The sequence below is a fragment of the Streptomyces tardus genome, assembly GCF_018101125.2.
GTDB classification, from domain to species: Bacteria; Actinomycetota; Actinomycetes; order Streptomycetales; family Streptomycetaceae; genus Streptomyces; species Streptomyces tardus.
In genome coordinates, this window is the sequence record NZ_JAELVF020000004.1 from 346,881 (window position 1) to 361,970 (window position 15,090).

Genomic DNA, 15,090 nt, shown 5'->3' on the forward strand with positions numbered 1-15,090 from the left:
CGCCGGTGCTCACCATGACCGGCATCACCAAGTCCTTCCCCGGTGTACGCGCGCTGGCCGGCGTCGACCTGGAGGTCGCGCCCGGCGAGGTGCACTGCCTGCTGGGACAGAACGGCGCGGGCAAGTCCACGCTGATCAAGGTCCTGGCCGGCGCCCACCAGCCGGACGACGGAGAGATCACCTGGCAGGGCCACCCGGTCACGCTCAGCTCCCCGAGCGCCGCCACGGCCAAGGGGATCGCCACCATCTACCAGGAACTCGACCTGGTGCCCCATCTGTCGGTGGCGGAGAACGTCCACCTGGGTCACGAACTGGCGACCGCGGGCTTCATCCGGGCGCGCGAGGCCGAGCGGGCCACCCGTTCGCTGCTGAGCCGGCTCGGCCACCCGGAGATCAGCCCGCGCGCTCTGGTGGGCGAACTCTCCGCCGCCGGGCAGCAGATCGTCTCCATGGCCCGGGCCCTCTCCCACGAGGTGCGGCTGATCGTGATGGACGAGCCCTCCGCGGTGCTCGACCCGGACGAGGTGGAGAACCTCTTCCGGATCGTCGCCGAGCTGACCGCGGACGGCGTCGCCGTCATCTACATCTCCCACCGCCTGGAGGAGATCCGCCGCATCGGTGACCGCGTCACCGTGCTGAAGGACGGTCGCGCGGTCGCGGGCGGCCTGCCCGCGCAGTCCACCGCCACCCGGGACATCGTCGCGCTGATGACCGGCCGCGACGTCGAGTACTCCTTCCCGCGCCGCACCGAGCCGCTCGACGAGAGCGCCGAACCGGTGCTGCGGGTCGAAGGGCTCGCCCGGCGCGGCGAGTTCGAGCCGGTGGACCTGGTGGTGCGGCCCGGCGAGATCGTGGGCCTGGCCGGACTGGTCGGCTCCGGCCGGTCGGAGATCCTGGAGACGGTATACGGCGCTCGCAAGCCGACCGCCGGACGGGTCGTGCTGGACGGGAAGCCGCTGCGCACCGGCAGCGTGGTGGCGGCCGTGAAAGCCGGCCTGGGGCTGGCGCCCGAGGAGCGCAAGGCCCAGGGCCTGCTGATGATGGAGTCGGTCACCCGCAACGTCACGCTCTCCTCGCTGCCCCGCTTCTCCACCGGCGGCTGGCTGGACCGCGAGGGCGAACGCACGGCCGCCCGCGCGCGCACCGGGGAGCTGGCGCTCCACCCCAACGACCCCGAGCGCGCCGTACGCACCTTCTCCGGCGGCAACCAGCAGAAGGCCGTACTGGCCCGCTGGCTGCTGCGCGGCTGCCGGGTGCTGCTGCTCGACGAGCCCACCAGGGGCGTCGACGTCGGTGCGCGTTCCGAGCTGTACGCGCTCATCCGTCAGCTGGCCGACCAGGGCGTCGCCGTCCTGCTCGTCTCCAGCGAACTGCCCGAGGTGCTCGGGCTCGCCGACCGGGTGCTCGTCCTGCGCGAGGGCCGCGTCGTCCACACCGCACCCGCGGAGCAACTCGACGAGTCCAGGGTGCTCGATCTCGTCATGGAAGGCTCGCCAGAGCCGGAAGGCAGGCCCTAAGTGTTGAACTCCCCGCCCTCTCTCAGCAAGACAGACCCAGCGGGGCCGCCGACGAGCAGTGCGGCCCGGCCCGCGCTCCCCGGCTGGGTGGACCTGCGCACGCTCGCGCTGCTGGGCGTGCTCGCGATCCTCGTACTGGTCGGCGCGCTCACCAAGCCCGACCAGTTCCTGAGCACCGGCAACCTCCAACTGATCCTGACCCAGGCGTCGGTGATCGGCGTGGTGACGGTCGGCATCACCTTCGTGATCATCGGTGGCGGCATCGATCTGTCCGTCGGAGCGATGGTGGCGCTCGCCTCGGTCTGGGCGACCACACTGGCCACCCAGGACTTCGGCTTCGGCGGCATGCTGATGTGCGCCGTCCTGGTCGGCCTGGGCGCCGGACTGATCAACGGTGTGCTCATCGCCTACGGGCCGATGGTCCCCTTCATCGCCACCCTCGCCATGATGGCCTCCGCCCGCGGACTCTCGCTCCAGCTCAGCGAGGGCAAGACCCAGATGGTGACCGTCGACTCGGTCCTCAGCCTCGGTGAGCGGGACGCCTACGTCCTCGGCATACCCCCGCTGGTGCTGGTCTTCGCGGTGGTGACGGTGCTCGGCTGGCTGCTGCTCAACCGTACGACCTTCGGCCGGCGCACCGTCGCCATCGGCGGCAACGCCGAGGCGGCCCGGCTCGCCGGCATCGCCGTCAAGCGCCAGCGCCTGATGCTCTACCTGCTGTCCGGACTGTGCTGCGGCATCGCGGCGTTCATGCTGATCATCCTCACCGGCTCCGGCCAGAACACCAACGGCAACCTGTACGAGCTGGACGCCATCGCCGCGGCGATCATCGGCGGCACGCTGCTCTCCGGCGGTCGCGGCACCATCGTCGGCTCGGTGCTGGGTGTACTGATCTTCACCACGATCACCAACCTCTTCGCGCTGAACAACCTCCAGAGCGCGCCGCAGCAGATCGCCAAGGGCGCGATCATCGTGGCCGCCGTACTGCTCCAGCGCAGGCTGAACCGCACCGACAACTAGCGCCGCACCACCGGCCGTTGCGCCGAGCGCCACCACCGGCGCGACGGCCGGCGGGCGCGGCCCGAGAGCTGCCCCACCACCACCCGTGCCAACCGCACCACCCCGCGCACCACCCGCGCCACACAGCCCCACCCAGAGGTTTCACCCGTTCGAAGCGGCAACCAGTGAAGGGTCGAAATGCCATGAAGTCGCTCAACTCAGCAGCGCAGGCGGTCAGTACGAGCCGCAGAAGACTCCTGTTCGGTGCCGCGGCGGCGTCCGCCGGCGCGATGCTGGTCGGCTGTACCAGCAACGAGAGCAACGACAGCAAGAGCGAGGACACGGCCGCCCAGGTGGCCGACGACAAGCCCGGCAAGAAGGTCACCATCGGCTACGCCGGTCCGCAGGCCGACCACGGCTGGCTGAACGCGGTCAACGAGCAGGCGAAGGGCCGGGCGGAGAAGTACGAGGACGTCACTCTGGAGATGACGGAGGGCTCCAACGACAACGCGCAGCAGATCGGCCAGATCGAGACGCTGATCAACAAGAAGGTCGACGTACTGGTCATCCTGCCCTCGGACGGCAAGGCGCTGACCCAGGTGGGCCTGCGGGCGATGCGCGCCGGAATCCCGGTCGTCAACCTCGACCGCGTCTTCGACAACCCGCAGGCGTACCGCTGCTACGTCGGCGGCGACAACTACGGCATGGGCCTCAACGCCGGCCGCTACATCGGCGAGCAGCTCAAGAAGAAGAAGAACGCCAAGGTCGTCGAGCTGGCCGGCGTCGACAACCTGGAGCTGACCCAGGACCGCACCAGGGGCTTCGACGACGCCCTGAAGAACTACCCGAACATCGAGAAGGTGGCCCGTCAGGCCGCCGAGTTCACGGTGGAGTCCGGGCAGTCGAAGATGGCCCAACTGCTGCGCGCCCAGCCGCAGTTCGACGCCCTGTGGAACCACGACGACGACCAGGGCGTGGGCGCCGAGCGCGCCATCGAGCAGGCCGGCCGGGACGAGTTCCTGATGGTCGGCGGCGCCGGTTCCAAGCACGCCATGGACGCCATCAAGGCGGGCAAGGGCGTACTGAAGGCCACCGTGCTCTACCCGCCGACCATGGCCGCCTCCGCCATCGACCTGGCACGCGCCCTGGCCCAGGGCAAGGGCATCGGCGGGCTGGCGGAGTTCGAGATCCCGGCCTCGCTGACCCTCTACTCGGCTGTCGTGACCAAGGACAACGTCGACGAGTACATGCCGACCGGCTTCAACTGACAGGGGGACATCCGTGTCGACCACTTCGGGCGCTGTGACCACCAGCGCCGAGACCGACCGTGCCGCCGTCCAGCCCGGGCAGGGGGACGGCGAACCGCAGCCGTCCGAACTCCCGGTGCTGGGGGTCGGCATGGTCGGCTACTCCTTCATGGGCGCCGCTCACTCACAGGGGTGGCGCACCGCGGGACGGGTCTTCGACTTGCCCCGCACGCCGTACATGGCCGCCCTCTGCGGCCGGGATTCGGTCGCCGTGCGGCAGGCCGCCTCCCGGCTCGGCTGGGCCGCCACCGAGACCGACTGGCGCAAACTGATCACCCGTGACGACGTCTCGCTCGTCGACATCTGCACCCCCGGCAACAGCCACGCGGAGATCGCCATCGCCGCGCTGGAGGCGGGCAAGCACGTGCTGTGCGAGAAGCCGCTGGCCAACACGGTCGAGGAGGCGGAGGCGATGGTGGCCGCCGCCGAAGCCGCCCGTGCCCGTGGACAGTTGGCGATGGTCGGCTTCAACTACCGGAGGGTGCCCGCGCTGGCACTGGCCCGGCAGATGGTCGCCGAGGGGCGCATCGGCACACTGCGCCATCTGCGGGTGACCTACCTCCAGGACTGGCTGGTCGATCCCGAGTTCCCGCTGGCCTGGCGGCTGCGCAAGGAGGCTGCCGGTTCGGGTGCGCTGGGCGATCTCGGCGCGCACATCGTCGACCTGGGCCAGCACCTGGCCGGCGAGCTGCTCGCCGGGGTCTCGGCGCAGATCGCGACGTTCGTGACCGAGCGCCCGCTGCCCGAGGACCCCACCGCCCGAGGAGCGGTCACGGTCGACGACGCCGCGGTGTTCACCGGCCGGTTCGCCTCGGGCGCGCTGGCCTCCTTCGAGGCGAGCCGGATGGCCGCGGGCCGCAAGAACTCGCTGCGCATCGAGCTGAACGGCGACCGGGGCTCCCTCGCCTTCGACCTGGAGCGGCTGAACGAGCTCCAGTTCCACGACCAGACGGAACCGGCCGCCCACTCCGGCTTCCGGCGGATCCTGGTCACCGAGGAGCAGCACCCCTACCTCTCCGCCTGGTGGCCGCCGGGCCACGGCTTGGGGTACGAGCACACCTTCGTCCACCAGGCGTCGGACCTGGTGCGTGCCATCGCCGAGGAACGGCAGCCGCAGCCGTCCTTCGCCGACGGTCTCCAGGTCCAGCGGGTGCTGGCCGCGGTGGAGGAGAGTGCGCACAGCGACTGCGTCTACACCCCTCTCGTCCACGAGCCCACCCAGTCCAGCCAGTCCACCGAGCCCACAGCCGCCGCCGGCTAGTCACGGAGGTCCCATGCCCAGGTCATTCACCCTGTTCACCGGCCAGTGGGCCGACCTGCCCCTGGAGGAGGTCTGCGCGCACGCGCGCGACTTCGGCTACGACGGTCTCGAACTCGCCTGCTGGGGCGACCACTTCGAGGTCGACCGCGCACTGAACGAGCCCGGCTACATCCAGGGCAGGCACGACCTGCTGGAGAAGTACGGACTCAAGTGCTGGGCGATCTCCAACCATCTGGTGGGCCAGGCCGTCAGCGACGCGATCATCGACGAGCGCCACCGCCTCATCCTGCCCTCGCGCATCTGGGGCGACGGCGAGCCCGAGGGCGTGCGGCAGCGGGCGGCGGCCGAGATGGCCGACACCGCACGGGCGGCGGCGGCCTTCGGCGTGCGTACGGTGATCGGCTTCACCGGGTCGCCGATCTGGCATCTGGTGGCGATGTTCCCGCCGGTGCCACCGAAGATGATCGAGGACGGCTACCAGGACTTCGCGGACCGCTGGAACCCGATCCTGGACGTCTTCGACGCCGAGGGCGTGCGGTTCGCCCACGAGGTCCACCCCGGCGAGATCGCGTACGACTACTGGACCACCCACCGCACCCTGGAGGCGGTCGGCCACCGCAGCGCGTTCGGTCTGAACTTCGACCCCAGCCACTTCGTCTGGCAGGACCTGGACCCCAGCGGCTTCCTCTGGGACTTCCGGGACCGCATCCTGCACGTCGACTGCAAGGAGGCGCGCAGGCGTCTGGACGGCCGCAACGGCCGCCTCGGCTCCCACCTGCCCTGGGGCGACCCGCGCCGGGGCTGGGACTTCGTCTCCGCCGGCCACGGGGACGTCGCCTGGGAGGACGTCTTCCGCATGCTGCGCGCCATCGACTACCAGGGCCCGATCTCGGTGGAGTGGGAGGACGCCGGAATGGACCGGCTCGCCGGCGCACCCGAGGCGCTGGCGAAGCTCAAGGCGTACGACTACGAGCCTCCGAGCGCCAGCTTCGACGCGGCCTTCGGGAGCGACTGACCCCGGGCTCTTCGTCAACAACCCGCAGCTGAGGGGGTGTTGACGGGCCGATGCGCGGCCGGTGAAAGCCCGGCAGACGTGATCTCCACGGTCTGCCGGGCTCGTTCCCATGCCCGAATCCCGCTTTGTCCTGATCAAGGATGAAGTCAACTTCCCATTTGTCAAAGGTCTTTCCGAACCAGACGATCACGGTTACGGTCCCATGGTGTGTACAGGAGCCGAGCGCCCCCTCACGCAACTCCCCCTGCTCGGCCCCTCTTTCCGGCACCGATCCGACCCCTCACCCCACCCCCGCCGGCCCGGCTCGCGAGCCCGGCCAGGAGCTGGAGCAACAGCCCGGCGCGACGGCGCGCGCCTGTGTCAACCGCACCTCATGACCGCACAACCTCATGGAGGACACGCGTGCACAGGACACCCAAGAGGTTCCGCACCACGCTCGCGGCGTGCGCGAGCGCACTGCTGATCGGCGGTGCCCTCGGCGCCGCCGGCCCGGCCGCCGCGCACCAGCCGTCCGACGGGCCCGACGCCCCGGACAACCCGGCCGCCGCCGAGTTCCAGCAGGTCACCCTCGCCAAGGGCGAGCCCGAAATGGGCGAGCCGATGACGATGGCCGTGACCCCCGACAGCTCGGTGGTCCACACCTCGCGCGACGGCGCCGTACGCATCACCGACTCCGGCGGCACCACCAGCCTGGCCGGCCGCGTCGAGGTCTACGACCACGACGAGGAGGGCCTTCAGGGCATCGGTGTGGACCCGCAGTTCGAGGAGAACCGGGCCATCTACCTCTACTACGCGCCGCCGCTCGACACCCCCTCGGGCGACGCTCCGGAGACCGGTGACGCCGCGGACTTCGAACCCTTCGACGGGGTGAACCGCCTCTCCCGCTTCACCCTCGACGAGAACAACAAGCTCGAACTCGACAGCGAGCAGACCGTTCTGGACGTTCCGGCCAACCGCGGCATCTGCTGCCACGTCGGCGGCGACATCGCCTTCGACGGCGACGGCAACCTGCTGCTCTCCACCGGCGACGACTCCAACCCCTTCCAGTCCGACGGCTACACCCCGATCGACGAGCGGGCCGACCGCAACCCCTCGTTCGACGCACAGCGCTCCTCGGCCAACACCAACGACCTGCGCGGCAAGGTCCTGCGCATCAAGGTGGGCGAGGACGGCAGCTACGACATCCCGGAGGGCAACCTCTTCGCGGAGGGCACCGACAAGACCCGCCCCGAGATCTACGCCATGGGCTTTCGCAACCCCTTCCGGATGAGCGTCGACAAGCCCACCGGCACCGTCTACCTCGGTGACTACGGGCCCGACGCCGGCTCCGCGAGCGACTCCCGCGGACCCTCCGGCCAGGTCGAGTTCAACCGGATCACCGAGGCCGGCAACTACGGCTGGCCCTACTGCCACGGCGACAACGACGCCTACGTCGACTACGACTTCGCCGACCAGTCCTCGGGCGAGAAGTTCGACTGCGCCAACCCGGTCAACGACTCCCCGCACAACACCGGCCTGACCGAGCTGCCCGAGGCCAAGCCCGGCTGGATCAACTACGACGGCAACTCCGTGCCCGAGTTCGGCGACGGCTCCGAGTCCCCGATGGGCGGCCCGGTCTACCGCCACGACCCGGACAGCGGCTCCGACATCGCGCTGCCCGAGGAGTACGACGGCGACTTCTTCGCCGGCGAGTTCGGCCGCCAGTGGATCAAGCGCATCTCCCAGGACGACCAGGGCCAGGTCGAGTCCATCAACGACTTCCTCTGGGAAGGCACCCAGGTGATGGACATGGAGTTCGGCCCCGACGGCGCGCTCTACGTACTGGACTACGGCACCGGCTACTTCAACGGCGACGAGAACTCGGCGCTCTACCGCATCGAGAACGCCACCGACGGACACGCCCCGGTCGCCCGCGCCTCCGCCGATGTGACCAGCGGGCAGGGCCCGCTGGAGGTCGCCTTCTCCACCGAGGGAAGCGACGACGCCGACGGTGACGAGCTCACCTTCAGCTGGGACTTCGGCGACGGCGGCACCTCGGACGAGGCGAACCCCACGCACACCTACACCGAGGACGGCACGTACGTCGCCACGGTGACCGCCGAGGACACCACCGGCAAGACCGGCAGCGCCAGCGTCCACATCACGGTCGGCAACACCGCGCCCACCGTCCAGCTCAAGCTCCCCGCCGACGGTTCGCTCTTCAGCTTCGGCGACGAGATCCCCTTCGAGGTCGAGGTGACCGACCCCGAGGACGGCGAGATCGACTGCGAGAAGGTCAAGGTCACCTACGTCCTCGGCCACGACAGCCACGGCCACCCCATCACCTCGGCCAACGGCTGCTCGGGCACGATCAAGACCTCGGCCGACGGCGAGCACGACCCCAACGCCAACATCTTCGGGGTCTTCGACGCCGAGTACACCGACCGGGGCGCCGGTGAGCTGCCGCCGCTGACCACCCACGACCAGAACAAGCTCCAGCCCAAGCACCGCCAGGCCGAGCACTTCGACAGCTCGGAGGGCGCCTCCGTCGTGGAGAACGACGCGGCGGCCGGAGGCAAGGCCGCGGGCTCGATCGGTGACGGCGACTGGATCTCCTTCGCCCCCTACCACCTGGAGGGCGTCAGCGAGTTCGGCGCCAAGGTGGCCGCCGAGAGCGACGGCGGGGCGATCGAGATCAGGCTCGGCGGCGCCGACGGCGAACTGCTCGGCACCGTCGACGTACCGGCGACCGGTGGCAGCGGCACCTTCGAGGAAGTGAGCACCGCGATCACCGCACCCGGGGACCCGTCGGCGGAGGACACCCTCTACCTGGTCTTCACCGGGGGCGAGGGCGACGACCTCTTCCAGGTCGACGACTTCACCCTGACCACCGACTGACGCACGGGAAGCAGGAGCAGCCATGGTGAAGAGCACCCGCCTGGCCGCGGCAGCGGCCGTCCTCGCACTGGGGACGGCCGCCCTGCCCGCGCAGGCCCAACCGAACGATTCGACCGGCACCACCGGCAAGGAGCGGGCCGAGTCGACAGTCCTGGTCTTCTCCAAGACCGCGGGCTTCCGCCACGACTCCATTCCCGACGGCATCGCCGCGATCCAGGAACTCGGCGCCGAGCACGGCTTCGCGGTCGAGGACACCGAGGACGCGGCGGACTTCACCGCCGACAACCTCGCCCGGTACCAGGCCGTGGTCTTCCTCTCCACGACCGGCGACGTGCTGAACGAGGAGCAGCAGAACGCCTTCGAGGGCTACGTCGAGGACGGCGGCGGCTACGTCGGCGTCCACGCAGCGGCCGACACCGAGTACGACTGGCCGTTCTACGGCGGCCTGGTCGGCGCGTACTTCGACTCCCACCCGCACATCCAGTCCGCGCAGATCAACGTCGAGGACCACGACCACCCCGCCACCGCCCATCTCGACCCCACCTGGGAGCGGACGGACGAGTGGTACAACTACGGCACCAACCCCCGGGACCGTGCCAAGGTGCTGGCGACTCTCGACGAGAGCTCGTACGAGGGCGGGAACATGGGTGAGGACCATCCCATCGCCTGGTGCCGGCCCTACGAGGGCGGTCGCGCCTTCTACACCGGCGGCGGCCACACCAAGGAGTCCTTCACCGAGCCGGCCTTCCGGCAGCACCTCCTCGGCGGCATCCGGTACGCCACCGGCGAGAAGGAGGCCGACTGCTCCCCGGACGGCGCCGAGCAGGAGTGGAAGCAGCTCTTCGACGGCACCGGCACCGACGGCTGGAAGCAGGCGGGGCCCGGCTCGTTCGTCCTGGACGAGGAGGAGAAGACCCTCACCTCCGTGGGCGGCATGGGGCTGCTCTGGTACGAGGCCGAGGAGTTCGGCGCGTACTCCCTCAAGCTCGACTGGCGGATGGCCGGAGACGACAACTCCGGTGTCTTCGTGGGCTTCCCCGCGAGTGACGACCCGACGGACGCGGTCAACCAGGGCTACGAGATCCAGATCGACGCCACGGACGCCGAGGACCGCACCACCGGTGCGATCTACGGTTTCCAGTCGGCCGACATCGAAGCCCGCGACGCCGCACTGAACCCGCCGGGGGAGTGGAACAGCTACGAGATCCGGGTAGAGGAGGACCGGATCCAGATTTGGCTCAACGACATCAGGATCAACGACTTCACCAGCACCGACCCCGACCGTGACCTGACGCGCGGACACGTCGGCATCCAGAACCACGGCGACGAGGACGAGGTCGCCTTCCGTGACATCCGCATCCAGGACCTCGGCGATCCGACGGACCCCACCGACTCCACCGACCGTGAACCCCGCGCCGGCCGGGGCGACTGAGCAGGCAACCGTCGAGGACGTACGACGGCTGCCACGACCGGTCACCCGCAGGCCCGAGGGGGGCCGCGGCTGACCACCGCGGCGGGGAGGAGATCGCCGACTCCTCCCCGCCGCTCCACCCGTCCCACCCCGCACCACCCAGAGCAACCAGCGGCCCGTACGACCCCCTTGGAGACCCACGTGAGTGAGCAAAACCACGACGTGACAGCGCACGACGCCCCGCAGCACGACAGCGGTCGCGACAGCGGCGGGCGGTCGCCGGGCGACCGACCACGCACCGGGGTGTGGCTGATCGGAGCCAGGGGCTCGGTCGCCACCACCACGATCGTGGGCTGCGCCGCCCTCGCCGCCGGTCTCCAGCCGCCGACCGGTCTCCTCACCGAGACGCAGGTGTTCGCCGACAGCGCCCTGCCGCCGCTGGCCGACCTCGTCTTCGGTGGTCACGACACCGCCTGCACCCCGCTGCCCAAACGCGCCGAGGAGCTGGTCGGCGCCGGCGTACTCGCCCACGGGTTGCCCGCCGCGGTCGGCGCCGAACTGGCCGTCGTCGAACGCCGAATACGCCCGGGCGGTCCCGAGCGCGGCGACACCCGCACCACCGAGGAACTCGTTGAGTGCTTCGCCGCCGACCTGACCGACTTCACCCGCGACAACGGCCTGGAGCGGACCGTCGTCGTCAATGTGGCCAGCACCGAACCAGCCGCCGCCGAGGGGCAGTTGCCGCCCAGCTCCCTGTACGCCGCGGCGGCCCTGCGCGCCGGCTGCGGGTACGTCAACTTCACCCCGTCCACCGGGTTGCACCACCCCGACCTGCGGGACACCGCCGGCGCTGCCCAGGTGCCGTACGCCGGCCGCGACGGCAAGACCGGCCAGACGCTGCTTCGTTCGGTGCTGGCGCCGATGTTCCGCAGTCGTGCACTGACCGTGCGCGCCTGGTCCGGCACCAACCTGCTGGGCGGTGGCGACGGCGCCGCGCTCGCTGATCCGGCCGCCGCCGCGGCCAAGAACGCCGGCAAGGAACGGGTACTTGCCGAGAACCTCCCCGAGGTACCCGAGGGCGAGGTGCACATCGACGACGTGCCCGCGCTCGGCGACTGGAAGACCGCCTGGGACCACATCGCCTTCGACGGCTTCCTCGGCTCCCGGATGATCCTCCAGACCATCTGGCAGGGCTGCGACTCCGCGCTCGCCGCGCCGCTCGTACTGGACCTCGCGCGCATCCTCGCCCGCGCCGACGCCCTCGGCCTGCGCGGCCCCGTTGACGGGCTCGGCTTCTACTTCAAGGACCCGGACAGCGGGCCCGCCGATCTCGCGGGCCAGGAACGGGAGTTGGCGCAGCTGGCCGAGCGTCTGGCGGACCGCGCATGAGCGCCCGCGACTGGGCGGCGCTGCTGCGCGTATCGGCGGTTTTCAGCGTCCCCGGCGATGCGCTGGTCGGCGCCACCGCCACCGGCGGCCCGCCGCGCGCCCGTACGGCGCTGGCCGCCGCGGCCTCGCTCTGCCTCTACGAGGCGGGTATGACCCTCAACGACTGGGCGGACCGCAGGATCGACGCGGTCGAGCGCCCTGACCGCCCGATCCCGGCCGGCCGCATCAGCCCCGCCGCGGCGCTGGGCGCCTCGGTCGCTCTGACCGCGGCCGGCCTCGGCTTCGCCGCGGCGGCCGGCCGGCCCGCGCTGCGCACCGCGAGCGCGCTGGCGGCGAGTGTCTGGGCGTACGACCTGTGGCTGAAGAACACCCCCGCCGGGCCCGCCGCGATGGCCTCCGCGCGCACGCTGGACGTCCTGCTCGGTGCCGCCGCCACCCGCCCCGCGGAGATGGCCAGAGCACTCCCGGCGGCCGGAGTGCTCGGCGCGCACACCCTCGCCGTGACCACGGTCTCGCGCGAGGAGGTGGAGGGCGGCTCCTCGCTCGCGCCGCTGACGGCGCTGGCGACCACCGCCGCCGTCGCCGGCCACCTCACCGGCCTGCGCCCGCCGCGCACCGCCACCGAGGCGACCGCCGCGGGAGGCGCCGCGCTCTACGCGACGACCTGCGGACGCGGCTACACCCACGCCGTCCTCAACCCCTCGCCGCCGCTGCTGCAACGAGCCGTCGGCGGCGGCATCCGCGCGATGATCCCGCTCCAGGCGTCCCTGGCCGCACGCGCCGGCGCCGTGACCACCGCCCTGCCGCTGCTGGCCCTGCTGCCGCTGGCCCGCCGCGTCTCCCGAAAGGTCAGCCCCACATGAGCACTCTCAGACTGGCCTACGGCACCAACGGCCTCACCGACCTCAGGCTCGGCGATCTCGTCGTCATGCTCTCCGACCTCGGCTACGACGGGGTGGCGCTGACGCTGGACCACATGCACTTCGACCCGCTCGCGCCCGGACTGGCCTTCCGCACCCGGCAGTTGGCGGACACCCTGGACCGCTACGGCCTCGGCGTCACGGTCGAGACCGGCGCCCGCTACCTGCTCGACCCGCGCCGCAAACACCACCCCACGCTCGTCGAGGCCGACCCGCTGGCGCGCGCCACCCGGGTCGCGCTCCTGGAGACCGCCGTACAGATCGCCTCCGACCTCGGCGCGCACGCCGTGCACTGCTTCAGCGGCGTGCTGCCCGAGGACTCCACCGAGGAGGAGGGCTGGAAACGGCTCCGGCACAGCTTCGAGCAGATCCTGGAGAGCGCCCGGCGGCGCGGCACACCCCTGGCCGTGGAGCCCGAGCCCGGCCATCTCCTCGGCGACCTGGCCGGATTCCACCGGCTGCGCGAGGAGTTGGGCGATCCGGCCGAGCTGGGACTGACCCTGGACATCGGCCACTGCCAGTGCCTGGAGCCCCTCCCGCCCGAGGAGTGCGTAGAGCAGAGCGCGCCCTGGCTGCGGCACGTCCAGATCGAGGACATGCGACGTGGCGTGCACGAGCATCTTCCCTTCGGACAGGGCGAGATCGACTTCCCGCCGGTGCTCGCCGCGCTGGCCGCCGCCGACTACCGCGGCCTGGTCTCGGTCGAGCTGCCCAGGGACTCCCACGCCGGACCGGCGCTCGCGGAGCGGTCCCTCAACTTCCTCAGGGAGGCCCAGCGGTGACCGCGGCCGACCGCGACCGGCTCGGCGCGCTCCGGTCCGAGCTCGACGAACGCGCCCAGGACTGGCTGAAGCGCGCGCTGGCCGAGCCGGACCGACTGGAGATCTCCTTCGCCGCGGCGAAACGGGCCTGCGGCGCGCCGCACGCCGTACGGGTGCGGGTGGCGCTGCTCGCCGAGCACCGCCCGCCGGCCGCGCGGCTCGCCGAGCTCTACCGGCGCGGCAACGCCGCCGAACGCCTCGCCGTACTGGAGGCCCTGCCCGAACTGGCCCCGGACACCGACGGTTCGGAGCTGGTGCACGACGCGCTGCGCACCAACGACCCGCGGCTGGTCGCCGCCGCGCTGGGCCCGTACGGCGCCTGCTGCCTCGCCCCGCACGACTGGCGGCAGGCCGTCCTCAAGTGCCTCTTCGTCGGCATCCCGCTCGCCGAGGTGCACGACCTCGCCCCTCGCGCCGCCGGAGACGACGAACTGGCCCGGATGCTCCGGGACTTCGCCGCCGAGCGCACCGCCGCGGGCCGCACCGTGCCCGAGGACCTGCACCACCTGCTGGAGCTCACCTCCCGCCCCGCTCCGGCCCGCCCCGCTCCCGACCGCTCGGCCCTCGACCATCCCGCGACCGGCCGCCCCGTGGCCGACCATCCGGTCACCGATCACCCCGTCACCGGCCGCCCCTCGACGGTCCCGTCCCCCGTCGACGGCCCCGCGGCCCCCCGCCCGACAGCCCCCGGCGAGCAGCGCCCCACCGGCCAGGAGATCTGATGCGCATCTTCGACCCGCACATCCACATGACCTCCCGCACCACCGACGACTACCGGGCGATGTACGACGCCGGGGTGCGCGCCGTGGTCGAACCCTCCTTCTGGCTCGGCCAACCGCGCACCCACCCCGCCAGCTTCTACGACTACTTCGACGCACTCCTCGGCTGGGAACCCTTCCGCGCGGCGCAGTACGGCATCGCCCACCACTGCACCATCGCGCTCAACCCCAAGGAGGCCGGCGACCCCCGCTGCCTCCCGGTGCTGGAGGAGCTGCCGCGCTATCTGGCCAAGGACGGGGTCGTCGCCGTCGGAGAGATCGGCTACGACTCCATGACGCCGGCCGAGGACCGGGCGCTCGCCGCCCAGCTGCAGATGGCCGTCGACCACGAGCTGCCCGCCATGGTCCACACCCCGCACCGCGACAAGGCTGCCGGACTCACCCGCACCCTGGACGTCGTACGGGAGTCCGACCTGCCCATCGAGCACGTACTGATCGACCATCTGAACGAGACCACCGTCGCCGCCGCCACCGACTCGGGCTGCTGGCGCGGCTTCTCCATCTACCCCGACACCAAGATGGACCCCGACCGCATGGTGGCGCTGCTGCGCTCCCACGGCACCGAGTGCGTTCTGGTCAACTCCGCCGCGGACTGGGGCAACAGCGACCCGCTCACCCCGCGGCGGGTCGGCGAGGCGATGCTCGCGGCCGGCTTCACCGAGGACGACGTGGACCTCGTCCTGTGGCGCAACCCGGTGGAGTTCTACGGACTCAGCGGCCGTCTGGACCTCGACGCGGCCGAGCCCGCCTCGCCCACCCACGAGGGCAACTCCGTGCTGCGCGGCGGGGAGTGA

General features: G+C 71.4%; 12 protein-coding genes. All 12 read left to right on the top strand.

The window, feature by feature from the left end; translation table 11 throughout:
• Positions 1-14 precede the first annotated feature (14 nt).
• A complete protein-coding gene (locus tag JGS22_RS24040) occupies positions 15-1,517 on the top strand; it encodes a sugar ABC transporter ATP-binding protein (RefSeq protein WP_211041759.1) in 1,503 nt (500 codons plus the stop codon).
• Positions 1,518-2,537, top strand: coding sequence for an ABC transporter permease (locus JGS22_RS24045; RefSeq protein WP_211041754.1), 1,020 nt, complete (start codon positions 1,518-1,520; stop codon positions 2,535-2,537).
• Positions 2,538-2,719: 182 nt separating this feature from the next.
• On the top strand, positions 2,720-3,784 hold the full coding sequence (locus JGS22_RS24050) for a substrate-binding domain-containing protein (RefSeq protein ID WP_211041755.1): 1,065 nt from the start codon (positions 2,720-2,722) through the stop codon (positions 3,782-3,784).
• Positions 3,785-3,914: 130 nt separating this feature from the next.
• Positions 3,915-5,084, top strand: coding sequence for a Gfo/Idh/MocA family protein (locus JGS22_RS24055; protein ID WP_211041760.1), 1,170 nt, complete (start codon positions 3,915-3,917; stop codon positions 5,082-5,084).
• A 13-nt stretch (positions 5,085-5,097) separates the two neighbouring features.
• Positions 5,098-6,099 carry a sugar phosphate isomerase/epimerase family protein gene (locus JGS22_RS24060; protein WP_211041756.1) on the top strand — a complete coding sequence of 334 codons (1,002 nt, stop codon included), beginning with the start codon at positions 5,098-5,100 and terminating at the stop codon, positions 6,097-6,099.
• A gap of 402 nt (positions 6,100-6,501) precedes the next feature.
• Complete coding sequence (locus JGS22_RS24065; RefSeq protein WP_211041757.1) at positions 6,502-8,976, top strand: PQQ-dependent sugar dehydrogenase; 2,475 nt, start codon at positions 6,502-6,504, stop codon at positions 8,974-8,976.
• Positions 8,977-8,998: 22 nt separating this feature from the next.
• Entirely contained in the window at positions 8,999-10,408 is a 1,410-nt protein-coding gene (locus tag JGS22_RS24070) for a ThuA domain-containing protein (RefSeq protein WP_211041758.1), read from the top strand.
• 180 nt (positions 10,409-10,588) lie between these two features.
• Positions 10,589-11,776, top strand: coding sequence for an inositol-3-phosphate synthase (locus tag JGS22_RS24075; RefSeq protein WP_372454352.1), 1,188 nt, complete (start codon positions 10,589-10,591; stop codon positions 11,774-11,776).
• A complete protein-coding gene (locus JGS22_RS24080) occupies positions 11,773-12,639 on the top strand; it encodes an SCO3242 family prenyltransferase (protein WP_216815145.1) in 867 nt (288 codons plus the stop codon). The genes JGS22_RS24075 and JGS22_RS24080 overlap by 4 nt, the downstream gene beginning before the upstream one ends.
• Entirely contained in the window at positions 12,636-13,478 is an 843-nt protein-coding gene (locus JGS22_RS24085; RefSeq protein ID WP_216815146.1) for a sugar phosphate isomerase/epimerase family protein, read from the top strand. Before JGS22_RS24080 ends, JGS22_RS24085 begins: the two co-directional genes overlap by 4 nt.
• Positions 13,475-14,239 carry an EboA domain-containing protein gene (locus JGS22_RS24090; protein ID WP_216815147.1) on the top strand — a complete coding sequence of 255 codons (765 nt, stop codon included), beginning with the start codon at positions 13,475-13,477 and terminating at the stop codon, positions 14,237-14,239. The genes JGS22_RS24085 and JGS22_RS24090 overlap by 4 nt, the downstream gene beginning before the upstream one ends.
• Entirely contained in the window at positions 14,239-15,090 is an 852-nt protein-coding gene (locus JGS22_RS24095) for a TatD family hydrolase (RefSeq protein WP_211043552.1), read from the top strand. The genes JGS22_RS24090 and JGS22_RS24095 overlap by 1 nt, the downstream gene beginning before the upstream one ends.